This window comes from Enterobacter sp. BNK-13 (genome assembly GCF_048685015.1).
GTDB classification, from domain to species: Bacteria; Pseudomonadota; Gammaproteobacteria; order Enterobacterales; family Enterobacteriaceae; genus Enterobacter; species Enterobacter quasiroggenkampii.
This window is the reverse complement of record NZ_JBLQTP010000001.1, coordinates 728,211-746,333: the sequence shown is the minus strand read 5'-3', so window position 1 is coordinate 746,333 and position 18,123 is coordinate 728,211. Positions and strand designations below refer to the sequence as shown.

The window sequence follows — 18,123 nt, the reverse complement described above, 5'->3', positions numbered from 1 at the left end:
GTCATAGCCCTGCAATTTTCTTCGACTGCATATAGAGAATGGCGGTCAGCGGGAGGGAAATCAGGATCATCAGCATCGCGTAAGGTGCCGCTGCCACATAATCAATCTCGCTGGTCAGCGCCCAGAATCCGGTGGAGAGCGTGCGCGTGCCCAGGGGAGAGAGCAACAGCGTGGCGGTCAACTCGTTGCTGACGCCGAGGAAAACCAGCGCGGCTCCCGCCGCCGCACCCGGCGCGGCCAGCCGCATCGTGACGCTCCAGAGCGCCTTCGCGGGCGTGCTGCCAAGGCTTCGCGCCACGTTTTCCAGCTCAACCGGTGCCTGCGCAATTCCCGCCCGCAGATTGATGAGCGCACGGGGCATAAACATCAGCAGATAGGCAAGGAACAGGGTTATTTCCGTCTGGTAAATGGGACGGGCGTAGTGAATGGTGACGGTGACCAGGGCCAGCGCCGTGACAATGCCCGGCAGCGAACTGGTGATATAGATGCACCCTTCAAGCATCCGGAAGATACGATGCGGATAGCGGATACCGAGCCACGCAATGGGGATCACGCACGTCGTCGTCAGCAGCGCGCCGCCCACGCCGAGCATCAGCGTCTGGCGCAGCGAATGCCAGAGATCGGCGCTCATCCAGTTTTCCACACCGCCGAGCCAAATCCAGCGACACAGGACAACTAACGGCACGCCCAGCGCCAGCACGATCAGCACGATGAAAAACAGTTGCCCCAGCGCGGCAACCGCAGGCTTCAGCGGCCAGCGTTTCTGTTCGCGCGCGGCACCGGCGCCAATGCGCGCGTAGCGTGCCTTTCCACGCTTCACGCCTTCCAGCACTAAGATAGCCAGGCAGCATAACGCCAGCACGCCCGCCAGCATGTTTGCTGCCGGGCCGCTGAAGGTAGACTGAAACTGGTCATAAATTGCCGTGGTGAAGGTATCAAAGCGGATCATCACGTACAGGCCATATTCCGCCAGCAGGTGCAGCGCCACCAGCAGCGCGCCGCCGCAGATAGCCAGCTTGAGCTGGGGCAGCACCACGCGGAAAAAGACCCGCCACGGCGGGGTGCCGAGCGATGCGGCCACATCTTCGAGCGTCGGGTCAAGGCGGCGCAGCACCGCCGCAACCGGCATGTAGATAAAGGGATAGTAGGCCAGAACGGAGAGAAACACGCCCGCGGAGAGCCCGTGCATGGACGGAACAACGCTCACCCAGGCATAACTTTGCACAAACGCGGGGATCGCCAGCGGGGCGACCGCCAGTGCAGACCAAATTCCACGACCGGCAAGCTGCGTGCGCTCTGTGAGCCAGGCTATCGCCACGCCCGTCACGATACACAGCGGAACCGCTAAAGCCGTCAGCCACAGCGTGTTGCTGAGCAGCTCAGCCACACGCGGGCGAAACACCAGCGCCTTTATCGTTTCCCAGCCCGTCTCAATGCCAATGGCAATGATAAAACCCAAAGGCAGAAGCGCCAGTAATGAAAACAAGACAGCTAACGCAACCATCGGCAGTGCAGGACGCCTGCGAGCAGGCTCCTGCACTCTGTTTTTTCCGATGTCGAGACTCAGACCAGACATAAGACGTTCACTTCACTCTCAGTGATCACAGCAGACCGGCTTGCGTCATCAGCTCGATAACTTTCTTACTGTTGAGCGTTGAAGGTTCAACTTTCGGCGCATCAAGATCTTTCAGCGGAACCAGTTTCGGGTTGGAGGACGCGTTCACGCCCACGGCGTATTCAAAGGCGTTGTTGGTACGCAGACTTTCCTGACCTTCTTTGCCGGTAATGTATTTGATGAAGGCCTGCGCCTGCGCTTTGTGTTTGCTGGACACCAGCACGCCACCGCCAGAAAGGCTTACGAACGCGCCCGGGTCCTGGTGTTTGAAGTAGTAGAGCTGGGTGTTTTTGCTGTTTTCACCGGTTTTGGACTGATCGACAAAGCGGTAGTAGTGATAAATCACCCCGCCATCAATCTGACCGGCATTGACCGCTTTCATCACCGTGCTGTTACCTTTATAGGCAACGAAGTTGGCTTTCATCGCCTTGAGCCATTCCAGGGTGGCTTTTTCGCCTTTCAGGGCCAGCATCGCGCTCACGATGGCCTGGAAATCCGCGCCTGAAGGAGATGCTGCCCAGCGGCCTTTCCACTCGGGTTTCGCCAGATCCATCAGCGATTTAGGCAGCTGCTGTTCGCTCAGCTTCGCCGGGTTATAGACGAATACGGTGCTGCGGGCGGCAATGCCGATCCAGCGGCCGTGCGCCGGACGATACTCTGCCGGTACCTGCTCCAGAGTGTCGGCATCCAGCGGTGCAAACAGGTTGGCGTTATCCACCAGCACCATGGATGGCGAGTTTTCCGTCAGGAATACGTCTGCCGGCGATGCGCTGCCTTCCTGAACCAGCTGGTTACCCAGCTCGCTGTCATCACCATTACGCAAAGTCACTTTAATCCCGGTTTCTTTGGTAAAACCGTCAACCCACGACTTCACCAGGTTTTCATGCTGCGCGTTATAGACAACGATACCGTCGTTGTTATCGGCGGCAACCGATTGTGTGGAAAGGAAAAGGGATGAAGACAACAAGGCAAGCGAGAAGCAGGACAGCAGGCGAGAATTCATGAACATATCCTTAATAGACCAACGGGAGTAACCACTCATAGCTTTGTGGGACAGGATTAAAGCATACAACAACGCTAATGATAATTAGTATCAATCCAGTTTACGCGTAAAAGTGTAAAATTTCTTTTTAGCAGATTTTGTAATGATAAAAATCCAAATTTTAACGCGAGATAATTTCTAGATTAAGAAAACCTTAAGCCTGCCAACAACGAAATTCATTAGCCTTCTATTCATTATGGCGCGAAGGTAAATCTGTTATTCGCGCTCCCGGCAGATATAAAAATGCCCCGATATTGCGGGGGCTTTTTATGGTTATCCGGAGATAGCTAAATTTATTAGGCTACTCATTTAAAAAGCATTACATAGCCGCATGAGGGGCATACACAGGATAGGTGAAGAACAATAAATGCACGCAGTTCAGTCCAAAATGGAATAACGTTGCAACCCAGAGCCTGCCGCTCCACATCCACGCCAGGCCGTAAATAATGCCGGAGAGACTGGCAAAAATAATCAGTAGTAAACCGCCGCTATAATGCATCAGCCCAAAGATGACTGAGGTAATCAACAACGCGACAACAGGATGAACGATCCGGGACAAGCGCTGCTGCAGGTAGCCTCTGAACAGGGCTTCCTCGGCCAAAGAGACGAAGAAAATATTCGCAAGGGCAAATTGCGCGAACCATTCTGGCGCATGCGGCTCAATTCTCAGCCCGCCCAACGCCACAGCCAGAAGTAACAGCGCGGGTACCGCAAGTACCAATATTCCCCAGCCGAGCTTGCCAATTTTATAGAGGGGTTTTGCTACGAATAGCGTTGGCATGCACGTAATTAAAAAGAACGGCACCACCGCCTTGTCCATATTAAAGTACATACTGAACGGTATGCTTTGCGGACCAACGACGACAGCATCCAGCACTTTGGGATTATGGAAGCCCGGGAGCACATGCATAACCAGGGCAACGGCGATGACCACGCACAGGCCTTCAATCAGATAAGTATATTTATCATCTTTATTACGTAGCCATTCAACAACAGACCAGCCAATTACGATTGATGCAATAACCAGCAGCGCCGGGGCGTCAAGAATGCTCTGTTTCCAGCCGAGAAATGCCGTTAATCCCAGCAGCAGGTAAGCCAGGCTTTTATTAAGGGAAAGTGCGGCAAGCGAAATTGCGAGTAGATACCACATAAATGTCCTTCGTGACCGATAAATTTTAGGGTCGATGTCCCAAATATGTCCCAAAACGGAAATCAGGAGGATGTGAGTGAGGCGTAACTCTATGAAATGAAATGGCACGCCCTGTAGGATTCGAACCTACGACCTACGGCTTAGAAGGCCGTTGCTCTATCCAACTGAGCTAAGGGCGCACTGAGAAGCGTGTACTTCGCGGCGGTGAAACGCGAAGAATTATACGGTCAATGGCAGGTGAGTCAATGCCTTTTCCGTTTTAAGGAGCAATTACCGCTAGCCGATTGTAAATACGGCTATTTTCTCAACATTTATCCCCGTTTTACCGTAAAATTTAGCGCTGCGAAAAGGCTTAGTTGCATTTAAGTAACGCCTGCTGTTTTCCTGTACGTCAGCTCGTCACACTAGAGTCAGGTATCCCGGCCGCCTGGAGGCTGACAGACAACAGGACAATGGAGTGACAGCGCAAAACCTGATCGATACGCCCCCCCGGTTACAGTACTTATCTCAGGACATCGTCGGCATTAAGCTTGAGCCCATCGTCGCCCTTACCTCCTTGCGCCAGGTTGGCGTCGAGGTCCTTAGCGTTCTGGCCGACACGCGGCACAGTGAGGACTTTTTTTGCGATCGGTCCGCTGAGTGGTCGATAACGCTGCTTGAAGCGCAGCTTGCCACGTTAAAAAATACGCCGCACGGTCATAACCTTTTTATTAATCTGCCGATAACCGTCCTGACAGAGCCTGCGTCCTTTCAGCGTCTTATCAGACTCCCCTGCGTGCCGCTCAATATTGAGTTTGTCGACCCTGCGGCTTTTTTGGCGCTGTCTGTCGCGCGCAAGCAGCTTGTGGTTCAGAATCTGCTGCAGCTGAGCAGACAGGGGCACGCAATCTGGCTGGATGACATCGATGACGTCTTAGTGCAGTCGTTTTTATCCTGTCGACTCCCGTTAAGCGGCATCAAAATAGATAAGGAAGCATTCTGGCGTTTACGCGACACCCCTGCGCTGAGGCAACTGGTTTCCCTTTGCTTTCAGCTTGCCGGGAAAGTGCTTATCGAAGGTATTGAGACTGAACGCGATCGTACCTGGGCACTGCAGGCAGGCGCAGACTTCGGCCAGGGATATTACTGGCCGTCCTGGACATGGCCGGAGGATTAAAACGCCATTTCCAGGAGGGAGACCATGCGAATGACAGTGCGCCGTTACCGGCGGCGGCGTACAGGAAGTGATGCACTGGGATTTACGCGCTCACCTTTTGCTCCCCCCTTTTTCGACCGGCTCGAATTCTTGAGCCAGTCCATCAGCCAGCCCCGCAAAACAGACGCCCCGTTTATCCTTCTGGTGACGGAGGATCACTATCTGCGCACCGGTTTTCTCAACGGGCAGTTCCCGCTGAGCAGCTGCTGTGACTACGCCACGCTGGATGACGCCCTTGTCGCGCAGACGCAGTGGCCCTCTGCCCGTCTGGTCGTGGATATTGAAAGCCGGTCCACGGGGCTTCTGGAGAAACTGGATCAGTTGAGACGCCACAGCCTGTTTCCGCCTTTCCTTACGCCCTGGCTGTTAGTCCGGGCCGATAATTACGACACCCGCCTCTTCTGCAAAGCGGCAGGTCCTTTTCATGTGCTCGAACGCCAGCTGAACGCCGCAGCACTTCAGCACAGCCTGCTGGATACCCGCCCCCCACAGGGCTCCGACAAAGACTGGTTCTCCCGCAACGAATGGCCGATCCTGCAGGAACTTTCCCGGGGCAAGACGTTACGTCAGATTGCCCTTATGCAGAATCGTCCCTATAGCCGCATTATCTATCGTCTCAGCTGCATCCTGGTGAAACTGGGGCTGAGTCATCGGCAGGAATTACTTCACCTTCTTAATAACCTCTCAGACTGCACGTTTACACTCACGTCCTAACCCCTTATTTCCTAAAGCGCTTTAGGAATTTACTTACCATTCGTGTTTCAAAAATGTTAATTTTTAACAATAAAGTCGAAATTATAACTATTCCTAATTTATGGCCGCGAACCTTGCGAAATGCCACAAATTGAACGAACGGCAGCACTTTCCTCCATCCGTTAAGTGAATGCAGACGGCGTTAACAAGATGATAATGATGTAAAAACAAGCAGGTTAGCGGGAACGCTCAGGAGGAAAAAGCGAAGCGGATAGCATGTTCTCCTGTGCATGAGATGTGGGCCTTCGGGTCAACCTGCGCGCTTTCAGATGAAGGTCTGACGGCCTGCGAGGGCAATTGTTGTCCTCATCAGCGTGGGCTTGTCCCCCTGAATGACGCGTATTTTTGTTAACAATTGATCAACATAAAGAGATATGTGTTATTTTTTGTTATTACATAAAGATGAAAATATGCGGTAAATGAGATAACAGGATATTTCCGCTAAATTTAAAAAAATAGCGATTCAGATCCAGAAGATAATACAAACCCATAAGCGGATATTAATTTACAGGGTTTTCGGAAAAAACTTACCCTGTATAATAAGATGCGTACCAAATCTGAATAAGAAAAACCTTTTTGCCAACACCAGCCTAATGAGATGACCGCGCTGAGGCATAGTTCTTTTCATTACGTAAACAAGGATGCTTTCGCTCTTTCCAGGGAAATACTACGGTATAGGGATCTGCACATTATATCCTTCCGGCATTTCGAGAGTTTTACCAAACTCTGCATAACGCTTTTAACAATCTGAGGCATTAAAAATGAAACCGGCATCCGTTATCATTATGGACGAACATCCTATCGTCAGAATGTCGATAGAAGTCCTGCTACAGAAAAATAAGAATATCACAGTCAAGCTCAAGTCTGGCGATAGCCATGAAGTTCTTGACTGTATCCGTAATCACCCTATCGATCTGGTGATCCTTGACATTGAACTCACGGGCACGGATGCTTTCGCTTTACTCAAGAGAATCAGAAACTTAAACAAAGACATTAAGGTTCTGTTCCTCTCGTCTAAATCAGAGTTATTTTACGCGGGTCGCGCTATTCGCGCCGGGGCAAATGGCTTCGTCAGTAAACGTAAAGATTTGGGTGAGATCTACAACGCCGTAGAAATGATCCTGATGGGCTATTCCTTTTTCCCGTCGGAAACGCTGAACTTTATAAACCATTTGGGTTCAGGGAAAGGGATGGCTGTCGATATGCCATTATCGAATCGCGAGGTCACGGTATTACGGTATCTGGCGAATGGATTATCCAATAAGGAAATTGCTGAACAGCTACTATTAAGCAACAAAACCATTAGCGCGCATAAATCCAATATTTATTCCAAGCTGGGTGTGCAAAGCATCGTGGAATTAATTGATTACGCCAAAGCGCACGAGCTGCTTTAACCTGAATTCACTCCCTGCAGCTTATCTGAGCTGCAGGGAGTGCGGTCAGTGCTAATTATAGTTAATCATAAAGGTGGCATCCGCATCGGCTCGTCCGGGCTGAGGGTTATCTGCAGTGGCAATATAATTGGCATAAAACGACAATGTTGCATTCCCCTGCGCATCAACCGAGACCGGCTGGCTGGCCTGCTGGAGAGCCAGACGCGTTTTATCCGCATCCCTGATCTCTACCGCAACACGGCTCGCTGTACTGGCGTCGTTCAGCGCCAGCAATCCGTTATTGCTCCCGTCGGCTTTGCCCGAAAACGTAATGGACGCCGCCCCCGGCGGACAGCCGGTCAGCTTCAGCGTAAACGGCATGGGCTGCGTGCGGCTCCCGGTCGTGCTGAGCTGTTTCGTGGGCCAGGTGCCCAGCGTAACGGTCTTGTCGCTGTCGCTCCCCTCGGCGACGCAGGTAAAATCGACAATGTTGCCGTAGAGCCGAATGTTAATTTCGCCCAGCGCGGTGTCCGCCTGAGCCTGTGTACAAAGCGCATAAAGCGCCACGGTGATAAAACGGATCCCGTTTCGCATATCGGCTCCTTAGTCGTAATCCACACGCAGATACCCGCGCGAGGTAAAACGCCCTTCCGCTGGCTTATTGCCCGTCACGCTCACCGGCCAGACCCGGATCCCCACCTGTGCCTGCGCGCTATCGTCGAGGCGGAACGGAATTTTGCTTGTCAGGTTGTTAGGCGTCAGCGGCGCCCCGCTCTCGTTAGCGATGATAAACCCGACGTCCGGGTTATCCGACACCAGCACATTATCAGAGACTTTTTCCGCCTCAACGCGCATCGTCAGCATGGCGTTCGCCTCCACGTTGGTGCATTTGATCGCAATGGTTTTGCTTTGCGATGAGACCCCCTCCGGTTTGTTACCTACACCCGCCTTGCTGAACAGGGAGGCACCAATGTCACCGAAATCAAACTCCACCACGTTACCGGCATTGATGGCGCAGCTTTGCGGCACCTGGATGGTACCGCTGTAGCTGATGGTATAGACCGGCGTGGTGAGCGGATCGGAAGAGGTGGTGGTGACGTAAACGCGGAACATGGTGGCGCGCGGGATCACGACCATGTTAATAAAACGCCGGGTCACCTTAAGGCGGAAGACAAGGCTGGAGTCCTGCACGCCAAACGGTTTGTTTTTCGAGACGTTAGGGTGGCTCCCCATCTGGATATAGTTTTTGGGCGGATAAAACACGCCAGCATAGCTGTCCGTGATTTTCATGGCCCCGTCCAGATAGTCGTTAAGCTTCAGATACTGATAGCCATCGCTCGTGCCCGTTACCGGGTAGTCGGTCACATAGCTACGCTTGGTGGTATTCCCGACGGTGCCCTTCGGGCAGACGGCATTCACCCCTACCCACTGCGACTTCTCGCTGAGCGTCACGACCTGTCCAATCTGGTTATTCGAGCTATTGAATTTATCCGTCAGGTCGTAATGCACCTCCGTCGGCACGCCCTTTTCATTGACGCACACGGTAGCGAATGCGTTTGTCGCAGGCAGTAACGCCAGAAGCGACAAGGCAAAGATGTGGGTTTTATTCACAGCGAATCCCCTTCAGTGTGATTGCCTGTTGCAGGCTCTTTTCAGGCAAGCTGTAAGGCGCGCGACACTGGGACTGCGCCCCGTCGCCCCACTGGATCAGCAGTTCGCCTTCCAGCGGCAGCCCGCTCAGGTAAATTTGCCCGTCGTCCCCCACCATGCTGGTGACACCGCTCCGGGTCTCACGGACCACCGCACCGAACGGCACCGGCTGGTTACCGCGCATCACCGTCAGCAGGGCGCGCACGCCAATGCGGGTATCAAAGCTGGCGCGCACCAGCGCGCCTTTGGTCGGTACCACGCTGCTCACGTTGTTTTCGATGTCGGTGTTGTTGCTCATGGTGTTGGTATCCAGCGCCACGCGGTTATAGCGGTAGACGGTGGCATACGGCATTACCGCGTAGCCTCGCCAGTCGGTTTTCACGCCAGTCTGGTTTTCGACACTGACGCCGGATGCCCCCGGCGCTTTGATCAGCACGTTGGTGTCGCCCAGCGGCTGGCTGAAGGTCACGCCGTCGGCATGGCCGACGACCCCGCCGGAGAGCTGCCAGTTGAGATCGTGCTGATCGTCGCTGTAGTTGTAGCCCACGCCCAACGTGCCGTAGGTCGCCTGCCAGTTGGCGCTGGCGCTTCCGCTTGCGCCGTTGGTGCTGGTGTGTCCCTGGGTCACGCTGTAGTTCAGGTTGCGGTCCTCCAGCAGCGTGCCGCTGACGCCGGTTTGCCAGCTCGTGTCGCCATCGCTGTTCCGGCTGGCGGAGGCCGTGGCATAGGCGCGGTCAATCGCGCTGTCCCGGCGATAGCCCTGGCGAGTAAAGATACTGAACGGCACGGAGACGTTAAACGACGCGATCCGGTCGGTGCCGTCGATCCCGACGGATTTGTTCCACGACCACGAAACGGAGTAGTTGATCCCCTTCACGCCCCCCGCGTAGCCCAGCTGGTACCAGAGGTTCGACTCGTCGGTTTCCCAGTAGGTCTGCTCGCTGCCGGAGATATAGATCGAGCCGTAGTCCCCCAGAGACTGAGATACGTTGAGCTGGAAGCGGCCTTTTTTATTCCACGTCAGGTTGTGATAACTCTGCACGTCCGGCACACCGTCATTATCCTGGCTGTCGGCATACTGATAGCCTTCCATTGAGCGCCAGGCCACATCATCGAGGGTGTAAAATCCTTTTGTGGAGTAGCGGTAGCCCAGCAGCTGGAAGTTGGTGCCGAAGCCGTTAAGGGATTTCGCATAGAGGAAGCGCAGAGACTGCCCTTCATGCTTGCTGTCGTCCGCGAGCTGGCTGCGGGCGTGGGTGATATCGAGCGAAACCGCGCCCCAGTCGCCCAGGTTTTTTCCGGCCCCGACGGCGACCGCGGTATAGCGTGAGGCCAGCTGCGTTCCGCCGTAGAGCGTAAAGCCGTTGGCAAGTCCGGTAATCAGGGTGCCCTGGGTGAAGAACGGCGTGTCCTGATCGCTGTTACCGCTGCGGTAATCCCCCGCGACGAGGTCATACTTCCAGCGCCCTTCGCGCTGCAGAAGCGGCACGGTGGAGTACGGCACGGTATAGCGCTGCTGGCTGCCGTCTTTCTCTTCCACCGTCACTTCCAGGTCACCGCTTGAAGAGGTGGGGTTGAGATCGGTAATCGCAAAGGCGCCCGGCTGCACATAGCTTTGATAGATCACGTAGCCATTCTGACGGACCACCACTTTGGCGGGCGTGCGGGCGATCCCGCGCACGGTGGGCGCGTAGCCCTGCAGGCTGTCCGGATACATGCTGTCAGACGAGAAGAGCCGTCCGCCGCGGAACCCCATACTGTCGAAGACGTCATTGCCGGTATTGCTGTCGCCCAGGACCAGTTCGCTTTTCAGCGGGATCACGGTGCGCTGCGCCCAGGTGCCAATATTCTGCCACTCGCTGTGCCGCTGCCCGTTGGTCTGCGTGTATCGCCAGGCGCCGTTGTTACGCAAGCGCCAGGCGCCATAGTTCAGCCCGCTCTGCAGGTTGAGATAATAGCTGTCGTCTTCGCTGCCCCGGTTGCCGGAGAAGCTGTAGTTCAGCAGCGCGGCGGGAATGCCCTCATCCCACTGTTCAGGCGGAATGTAGCCCCGGGCGCTGTTCTGCAATGCCACCTGCGGCAGGCTGACGTTCAGGCGCTGTGAGGCAAAGTTGAATACCGTTTCGCTGCCGGGAATGGCCGTGGTCAACGGGACGCAGGTCTCGCCCTGGACCTGAGCCAGCTCGGGAAACGCCGCGACGTTGACGCCAAAGCGGTCGAGCATCGCCCGCGTAATACACGGCGATAACCCGCCCGCCACCGGCGGCGTGTTCTCAGCCTGCTCAAAACGCACGTCCTGAGTTCCGATAAATTCATCGTTACGCCAGATATCCACGCGATAAACGCCGGGTGCCTGCTGGTGCCCTTGTTCAAAACGCGACAAATCCGCCACGCTGGCGGTGTCGTCGGACAAAAAGGCCGGGTTGAAATAGCTTTCGCTCCAGCCAGCCTGTGGCCAGAGCGCAGCCATCAGCGCCAGCGCAACCGGGCAGTAACGTCCCTGGTGGTTTTTCATCGCCCTGACTCTGCTCACAGGTTGACGCTACGCGCCGGCGTGATGGCACCGTAGTCATTCACGCTCTGCCAGGAGAGCGTGCCGCCGGCACCGGCTGGCAGCACCTGCTGTGCCGCGCTTTTCGGCGCAACCATCAGGTTATCCAGCGTCTTCCCGCCCAGCTTCAGATTGACGAGGGTGATGTAATACGGAGACGCGTTGCTGACTTTGAGATGGTTGCCGGCGCGCTCAAACCGCAGCTGGGAAAGCGCCTCTTCCGGCTGCATCGCCAGGTTGTTCGGGCGCACAAACAGCTTGATGCGCGAGAGGATAGCCAGCTGCAGCACGTTATTGTTTTCCGTTTTGGCTTTGTTCACTGACGGGATCGCTTTCACGTTCATGTAAAACAGCGATTCACGGTCGGCAGGCAGCGCAGGCCCGGCGTAAATAATGCGCAGCGTGTTTTCACTGTCCGGCTCGCTAACAAACAGGGGCGGCGTGACGGCAAACGTTTTTTCTTTTTGCCCGTTTGCATTTTCAATCCACGCGTTAATTAAATAGCGTTCCTGTTTATTGCTGTTGGTGATTGCCAGCGACGTTTGCTTCGCCTCTGCGGGATAAATAACGCGGGTGGCTCCCAGCGCAATACCGCCGGATGCATTCGCGCATGCAGAAACCATCATTAAAATAAACGATAAAAAAAGTCCTGGTTTAATTAGGGTATTCATCACAACCGTACCTTTAATAATGTGTTCGCAGGTGTTATGGATAAATCAACGTAAACCAGACATCCGACTGAATTTTGCCTGGCTCGAGGTGTTCGGAAATAGCCCGATAGCGGGCGCTAAAATGGAACGCCAGCTCGCGGGTATCGATCGGCAGCCAGCTGACGGCCGTGGCATTCGGGATAATCTGACGTTGCTGTTCGTCAAAGAGCGCCAGCCCGACGCCGCTGCTGACAGGCGTTTCACCTGGCCGCGATGTCGCCAGAAAGACCTGCGGATCCTCTGCGGGTGTGACGCCCTGAAACTGGATCCCCACGGTGCGCGAAACATCAACGCTGCAGTCCAGCAGCCGCACGGTGAACGGCACATTCACCGTGGAAAAACTGCCCACGCCGGAAAATGAGTTGGTTCGGTACTGCCCCATATCGATGCGCATGTTCTGACTGTCGGGCGCCACGGCGCAGCCGCCGTTCACCAGTTCACCCCGGAGATGAACCTTGCCGCCTTCGATCACCACGGTATGCGCCGATGCCGGGCAAGCCATCGCAAGGGTTAACAGCAGTAGTGTTCCTGTCCTTGTCATCCTTCGTTCCTGGCAATAGCGTATGACGGGCCTCGTCCCTGAGGCCTGAACATCCCTGTGCGGAGGAATTATTCGTATTTCATTACGAAGGTGGCGTCAGCGTTCGCCTGGCCTGGCTCGGTAGTCGCAGCCGTTGATTTATAACGCGCGGTGAACTTCAGGGTGTTTGTCCCTTCGATCAGCGTCTGCGCAGCAGAGAAGGTCGCACCGTCTGGGGTCAGAACGCTGGATTTGCTGTCGAGGATCTCGATACCCACGCCTTTCGCGGTGTTGTCGTTGCTGCCAGAGGTGACGGCCAGCAGGGTTTTATCGGTTGGGTCGATCTGACCGGTGAACGCAACGGCTGCGGTTTTGGCGACCAGCGGATCGCAATCGTTCAGTTCAATGTTGAACGGAATATTAGAGGTGGTGTCGCCCACTTTGGTGAATTTCGCGGTACGATACTGACCCAGATTAACGGTCTGCTCGGAAGAATCAGTATTGACTGAACAAGCCGCATTAACCAGCTCACCTTTAAAATGTACGGTACCGCCATTTACGGAAACCGGGGCAGCAGGATCTGCTGCATTTGCGGCACCCGCAACCAGGGCCAAAGTTGCAATAACAGTAGAAGCAATGTTGCTGAGTTTCATGTCTATTCCTTTAAAATGTAAATAACCCTTCCCGCGAATAATCGGGAATAAGAAATACGTTCAATTGATAAATTGAAAGCTTATTTCGGAGGAGACAAAGTAGCTCAGGAGGCGATTTTTAAATATGTCAAAACGCTGCCATTTCGCCAGGTCACATCCTAATCCCGCCTAAGAAATTGACCATCCCTTAAGAAGGGTTTTTGCGGCTTGCTGATAAAAACGCGCAAAGGGTGACTGACAGCGAGGCTCGCTTCTGACAAAATACACGCATCCCCCCTTTCGAACGTTACAGACGGAATCTTCTCTCTGATGGCAGCAAAGATTATTGACGGTAAAACGATTGCGCAGCAGGTGCGCTCTGAGGTCGCGGAAAAAGTGAAGGCGCGTAAAGCGGCCGGAAAACGCGCCCCCGGGCTGGCCGTTGTGCTGGTTGGCAGTAACCCGGCATCGCAGATTTATGTCGGCAGCAAGCGCAAAGCGTGTGAAGAGGTCGGCTTCGTCTCCCGCTCTTACGATTTGCCGGAAACCACCAGCGAAGCAGAACTGCTGGAACTTATTGACACTCTGAATGCCGATAAAGAGATCGACGGTATTCTGGTTCAGCTGCCGCTGCCCGCCGGTATCGACAACGTGAAGGTGCTGGAGCGTATCACACCGGATAAAGACGTGGACGGTTTCCATCCGTACAACGTGGGCCGCCTGTGCCAGCGCGCGCCGCGTCTGCGTCCGTGCACGCCGCGCGGTATTGTGACGCTGCTGGAGCGTTATAACATCGATACTTACGGCCTGAACGCCGTGGTCATTGGCGCGTCCAACATCGTGGGCCGTCCGATGAGCATGGAGCTGCTGCTGGCCGGCTGCACCACCACCGTTACCCACCGCTTCACCAAAAACCTGCGCCACCACGTTGAGAACGCCGATCTGCTGATCGTCGCGGTCGGTAAGCCGGGCTTTATTCCAGGCGAGTGGATTAAAGAGGGTGCGATTGTCGTGGACGTCGGGATTAACCGTCTGGAAAACGGCAAAGTGGTCGGCGACGTGGTGTATGAAGATGCCGCCGCGCGTGCCTCTTACATTACCCCAGTACCGGGCGGCGTAGGCCCAATGACCGTCGCGACGCTGATTCAGAATACCCTGCAGGCATGCGAAGAATATCACGACGTAGAGGACGCGTAAGATGGCCACATTTTCATTAGGCAAACACCCGCACGTTGAGCTGTGCGATCTGCTCAAGCTGGAAGGCTGGAGCGAAAGCGGCGCGCAGGCGAAAATCGTCATCGCCGACGGGCAGGTAAAAGTCGACGGCGTGGTGGAAACCCGCAAGCGCTGCAAGATTGTTGCGGGCCAGACCGTGAGCTTTGAAGGCCAGAGCGTAACCGTTACGGCCTGAGCCCCCTCACCCTAATCCTCTCCCCAACGGGGAGAGGGAACAGTCCGAACGCCGTATCCAGGCCGGGTAAGGCGAAGCCGCCACCCGGCAATGTCTCTCATCATCCCCTCACACCCATCACGGTTATTTATCGATCCACTTCAAATAATCACTATTTCATCTGTTGAAAAGTAAGAATTCAGTTGCGCGTTTTTCACTCTTTGCGCACGATAAGTAGAACGTTCTACTAAAACGTTCTACTTACAATAACAGCGCCAAAAAAAGCGCTACTCGGGGGAAATCAGCATGAGTCTGATATCAGGGTTTGTTAAATCGCTGTCTAAGTTATCGATGATTGGTCGCGCCTTAATGCTGCCAATTTCACTGCTTCCCGCTGCGGGCCTGCTGCTGGCCTTTGGCGATAAGTTCCATCTGCCGCTGATGATGAACGCGGGCGGGGTTATTTTTGATAACCTGCCGATGCTGTTTGCCATTGGCTCTGCCGTGGGCCTGGCGTCAGAATCCGGTATTGCCGCGCTGTCCGCGGCGGTCTCGGTGTTTGTCACCAATATCACCATCAGCACCGTGCTGAGCATCACGCCGGAAATGGCCTCCCAGGGCGGGAAATACGCCATGGTAGTGGGCATTCCGACGCTGCAGATGGGCGTCTTTGGCGGCCTGATCTGCGGTATTCTCGCGGCCTGGTGCTACAACCGCTTCCACACCATGCAGCTTCCGGAATTCCTGGGCTTCTTCTCCGGCAAGCGCTTCGTGGCGATTGCAACGGCGTTCCTCTCGTTCCTGATGGGGCTGCTGCTGCCGTATGTCTGGCAGCATATCCAGGCCGGTATCGACGCCCTCTCCGTGGTCGTTAACGGCGATAATCAGGCGGCCTCGACCTTTATCTTCGGTCTGGTGGAACGCGCCCTGATCCCGCTCGGTCTGCACCATATCTGGTATCCGTCGTTCTGGTATTCGTTTGGGGATTACACCACCCAGGCAGGCCAGGTGATCCACGGCGACCAGACCATCTGGTTCAAGATGCTGGAAGAAGGGGTGAAATCCTTCAGCAGCGACACCTACCAGAACGCCGGCAAGTTCATGCAGGGTGAATTCCCGCTGATGCTGTTCGCGCTGCCTGCGGCGTGCCTGGCGATGTATCACGAAGCCCATACGAAGAATAAAAAAATCGCGGCCGGTATTCTGTTCTCTGCGGCGCTCACCTGCTTCCTGACGGGGATCACCGAACCGGTTGAGTTTACCTTTATCTTCGTGGCACCGATTCTGTACGTCTTTAACGCCATCATGGCGGGCCTGGCCTACATGACCATGTACCTGCTGCATGCGCATATCGCCAAGTCGTTCTCTGCAGGCTTTATCGACTATCTGTCATTCGGGATCCTGCCGTCGTTTAACGGCTACCAGACCCACTTCCTGAGCGCCATTATCATCGGCATTCCAATGGGCCTGATTTATTACTTCACGTTCCGCTTTGTGATCCGTCGTTTCGACGTGAAAACGCCGGGCCGCACCGAAGTAACCGCCAACGCGGATGAGAAATCGGATTCCGAGCTCGCGACCGAGATCATCACCCTGCTGGGTGGCGCGCATAACATCGACTCCGTCGGCGCCTGTATCACTCGTCTTCGCCTGGAAGTGACAAAAAGCGAGGCGGTGGATAAAGACGGCCTGAACGGACTCGGCGCGCGCGGCGTAGTGTTTGTCGGCGACAACGGTATTCAGGTGATTTTCGGTGCCAGAGCACAGTTTATCGCCCAGACCATGTCCACCATGATCGGCAAATAATAAGATGCCTGAACGACACGTCTCCTGTACGCTGGGAGACGTGTTTTATCTGGCTGATAATCGGTAAATTTCAGGGAGCGGTTTTGAAGAAAGTCAGCATTATTGATGTCGCGAAGCACGCGGGCGTGTCGGTTTCCACCGTCTCGCTGGTGCTGCGCCAGAAAGGGAAAATCTCAGAGGCAACGATCGAGAAGGTCAACGCTGCCATCAATACCCTGGGCTATGTTCATAACGTTGCCGCTGCCAACCTTCGCGCCAATACCTCCAACCTGATTGGCCTGATCCTCCGTGACTTTAGCGACAGTTTCTCCATCAAGGTGATGGCGAGCATCGTTCAGGATCTTGAAAAACAGGGGTATATGGTTTTTCTCGGTCAGCCCCAGAACGACCATGACCATCTTGAGAGCTGCCTGCTGTCGTTTAAGCAGCAGGGCGTTGCAGGGGTGATCTATCTGGCCTCGGATACCCGCACCGCCACCCTCCCGGAAAAGATTCGCCACTGCCCGCTGCCGCTGGTGGTGGTCTCGCAGTCGCTGCTGGATGAAAAATGCAATCTGGTGATGCGCGATAACCGACAGGCGGCCAGTCTGGCGGTGCGTTATCTTATCGAGCGCGGTCATCGTAATATCGCCTACATTGGCGGACGCGAAGGCTGCCTTATCCGCGAACAGCGCCTGCTCGGTTTTCGCAGCGCGATGGCGCAAAACGGGCTGGTCTGGCGCGATGAATACTCTCCGGCCTGCAGCGATGACACGCTGGCAGCGGGTTTCGCGACCCGCCAGCTGCTGGAAAAAAACAATACCATCACCGCCCTGCTCTGCCACTCGCCGGATGCCATGATCGGCTCCATCTCCGGTATTCATCAGGTCGGGCGTACGGTGGGTAAAGATGTGTTTCTGACGCAGCAGGTCGCCCTGGTCGGTTTCGAAGATATGCTCCACGTTAACCTCACCTCACCCTCGTTTACCTACGTTTCGTCCGCCAGCGAAGAGACGGGGCGTCAGGCGGCCGGGCTGATTATTCGCACGCTGAAGGAGCCGGCACTGCAAACCCAGCGCATTACGCTTTCCGGGCAGCTTATCGCACGCGAGTCGGCGTAAAATCAGAATTTCGCACAGGTTTTTTAGCGCGGAATGACTGCTATATTTCCATGATTTGCCATGGATAATCACAATGCCTACCGTCATTACACACGCTGCTGTTCCGCTTTGCCTGGGCTTAGGCCTGGGGACAAAAGTTATCCCACCCCGTCTGCTGTTTGCCGGGATTGTTCTCGCCATGCTGCCGGACGCCGACGTGCTGGCGTTTAAGTTCGGCGTCGCGTATGGCAACGTTTTCGGCCATCGCGGCTTTACCCACTCCCTGCTGTTTGCCTTCGTGGTGCCGATAATTTGCATACTGACTGGACGACGATGGTTCAGGGCCAGCCTGACGCGGTGCTGGCTGTTTTTAACCGTGTCACTGCTGTCGCACAGCCTGCTGGATTCGATTACCACAGGCGGGAAAGGCGTCGGCTGGCTGTGGCCGTGGTCTGATGAACGCTTCTTTGCGCCGTGGCAGGTGATTAAGGTCGCGCCGTTTGCGCTCTCACGCTATACCACGCCGTACGGGCATCAGGTGATTATTTCAGAACTGCTGTGGGTGTGGCTGCCGGGGGTCGTGCTGATGGGAATGTTGTGGTGGAAAAGAAGGTAAAAAAAGCCGGGTGGCGGCTGCGCCTTACCCGGCCTACTTTT

At 55.1% G+C, this 18,123-nt stretch carries 17 protein-coding genes and 1 tRNA gene; 8 read left to right on the top strand and 10 right to left on the bottom strand.

The features are described from left to right. Window position 1: 1 nt before the first annotated feature. The 4 genes from ACMGGQ_RS03480 to ACMGGQ_RS03465 form a co-directional block, all read right to left on the bottom strand. A complete protein-coding gene (locus tag ACMGGQ_RS03480; RefSeq protein ID WP_420289587.1) occupies window positions 2-1,576 on the bottom strand; it encodes an ABC transporter permease in 1,575 nt (524 codons plus the stop codon). A 25-nt stretch (window positions 1,577-1,601) separates the two neighbouring features. After that, window positions 1,602-2,618: an iron ABC transporter substrate-binding protein gene (locus ACMGGQ_RS03475; RefSeq protein ID WP_420289586.1), complete on the bottom strand. Its 1,017-nt coding sequence runs from the start codon at window positions 2,616-2,618 to the stop codon at window positions 1,602-1,604. A gap of 358 nt (window positions 2,619-2,976) precedes the next feature. Then, window positions 2,977-3,807, bottom strand: coding sequence for a CPBP family intramembrane glutamic endopeptidase (locus ACMGGQ_RS03470; RefSeq protein WP_045909679.1), 831 nt, complete (start codon window positions 3,805-3,807; stop codon window positions 2,977-2,979). A gap of 102 nt (window positions 3,808-3,909) precedes the next feature. After that, a tRNA-Arg gene (locus ACMGGQ_RS03465) sits at window positions 3,910-3,986 on the bottom strand. A gap of 278 nt (window positions 3,987-4,264) precedes the next feature. Between ACMGGQ_RS03465 and ACMGGQ_RS03460 the strand changes: the two genes are divergently transcribed. The 3 genes from ACMGGQ_RS03460 (at window position 4,265) to fimZ (ending at window position 7,149) form a co-directional block, all read left to right on the top strand. Then, on the top strand, window positions 4,265-4,963 hold the full coding sequence (locus ACMGGQ_RS03460; protein ID WP_167214572.1) for an EAL domain-containing protein: 699 nt from the start codon (window positions 4,265-4,267) through the stop codon (window positions 4,961-4,963). A gap of 24 nt (window positions 4,964-4,987) precedes the next feature. Next, window positions 4,988-5,716 (top strand): helix-turn-helix transcriptional regulator, encoded by a 729-nt coding sequence (locus ACMGGQ_RS03455; RefSeq protein ID WP_048225963.1) that lies wholly within the window; start codon window positions 4,988-4,990, stop codon window positions 5,714-5,716. Window positions 5,717-6,516: 800 nt separating this feature from the next. Continuing rightward, window positions 6,517-7,149, top strand: coding sequence for a fimbria biosynthesis transcriptional regulator FimZ (gene fimZ / locus ACMGGQ_RS03450; protein ID WP_008499339.1), 633 nt, complete (start codon window positions 6,517-6,519; stop codon window positions 7,147-7,149). 51 nt (window positions 7,150-7,200) lie between these two features. Here the strand turns inward: fimZ and sfmF are convergent, their stop codons facing one another. The 6 genes from sfmF to fimA form a co-directional block, all read right to left on the bottom strand. Further along, window positions 7,201-7,722 carry a fimbria assembly protein gene (sfmF, locus tag ACMGGQ_RS03445; protein WP_420289585.1) on the bottom strand — a complete coding sequence of 174 codons (522 nt, stop codon included), beginning with the start codon at window positions 7,720-7,722 and terminating at the stop codon, window positions 7,201-7,203. Between the two features lie 9 nt (window positions 7,723-7,731). Next, on the bottom strand, window positions 7,732-8,739 hold the full coding sequence (fimH, locus tag ACMGGQ_RS03440) for a type 1 fimbria D-mannose specific adhesin FimH (RefSeq protein WP_045909723.1): 1,008 nt from the start codon (window positions 8,737-8,739) through the stop codon (window positions 7,732-7,734). Further along, the gene (locus tag ACMGGQ_RS03435) at window positions 8,732-11,293 is read right to left on the bottom strand and encodes a fimbrial biogenesis usher protein (protein ID WP_420289584.1); all 2,562 of its coding nucleotides are present in this window, start codon (window positions 11,291-11,293) and stop codon (window positions 8,732-8,734) included. The genes fimH and ACMGGQ_RS03435 overlap by 8 nt, the downstream gene beginning before the upstream one ends. 14 nt (window positions 11,294-11,307) lie before the next feature. Next, window positions 11,308-12,000, bottom strand: a complete 693-nt coding sequence (gene fimC / locus ACMGGQ_RS03430; RefSeq protein WP_045335419.1) for a type 1 fimbria chaperone FimC — start codon at window positions 11,998-12,000, stop codon at window positions 11,308-11,310. 34 nt (window positions 12,001-12,034) lie between these two features. After that, window positions 12,035-12,580, bottom strand: coding sequence for a type 1 fimbrial protein subunit FimI (gene fimI / locus ACMGGQ_RS03425; RefSeq protein ID WP_023310642.1), 546 nt, complete (start codon window positions 12,578-12,580; stop codon window positions 12,035-12,037). Between the two features lie 68 nt (window positions 12,581-12,648). Next, window positions 12,649-13,212, bottom strand: coding sequence for a type 1 fimbrial major subunit FimA (gene fimA, locus ACMGGQ_RS03420; protein WP_008499333.1), 564 nt, complete (start codon window positions 13,210-13,212; stop codon window positions 12,649-12,651). Window positions 13,213-13,521: 309 nt separating this feature from the next. Here fimA and folD point away from each other — a divergent pair, with 309 nt between their 5' ends. The 5 genes from folD to ACMGGQ_RS03395 all read left to right on the top strand — a co-directional run bounded on the left by folD (window position 13,522) and on the right by ACMGGQ_RS03395 (window position 18,082). Next, window positions 13,522-14,388 (top strand): bifunctional methylenetetrahydrofolate dehydrogenase/methenyltetrahydrofolate cyclohydrolase FolD, encoded by an 867-nt coding sequence (gene folD / locus ACMGGQ_RS03415; RefSeq protein ID WP_420289583.1) that lies wholly within the window; start codon window positions 13,522-13,524, stop codon window positions 14,386-14,388. 1 nt (window position 14,389) lies between these two features. Further along, entirely contained in the window at window positions 14,390-14,602 is a 213-nt protein-coding gene (gene ybcJ / locus ACMGGQ_RS03410; protein ID WP_028012224.1) for a ribosome-associated protein YbcJ, read from the top strand. A 285-nt stretch (window positions 14,603-14,887) separates the two neighbouring features. After that, a complete protein-coding gene (locus ACMGGQ_RS03405) occupies window positions 14,888-16,387 on the top strand; it encodes a PTS transporter subunit EIIC (RefSeq protein WP_045909726.1) in 1,500 nt (499 codons plus the stop codon). Between the two features lie 83 nt (window positions 16,388-16,470). Further along, the gene (gene malI, locus ACMGGQ_RS03400; RefSeq protein WP_420289582.1) at window positions 16,471-17,487 is read left to right on the top strand and encodes a Mal regulon transcriptional regulator MalI; all 1,017 of its coding nucleotides are present in this window, start codon (window positions 16,471-16,473) and stop codon (window positions 17,485-17,487) included. A gap of 73 nt (window positions 17,488-17,560) precedes the next feature. Continuing rightward, window positions 17,561-18,082: a metal-dependent hydrolase gene (locus ACMGGQ_RS03395; protein ID WP_420289581.1), complete on the top strand. Its 522-nt coding sequence runs from the start codon at window positions 17,561-17,563 to the stop codon at window positions 18,080-18,082. The last annotated feature ends 41 nt before the right edge of the window (window positions 18,083-18,123 follow it).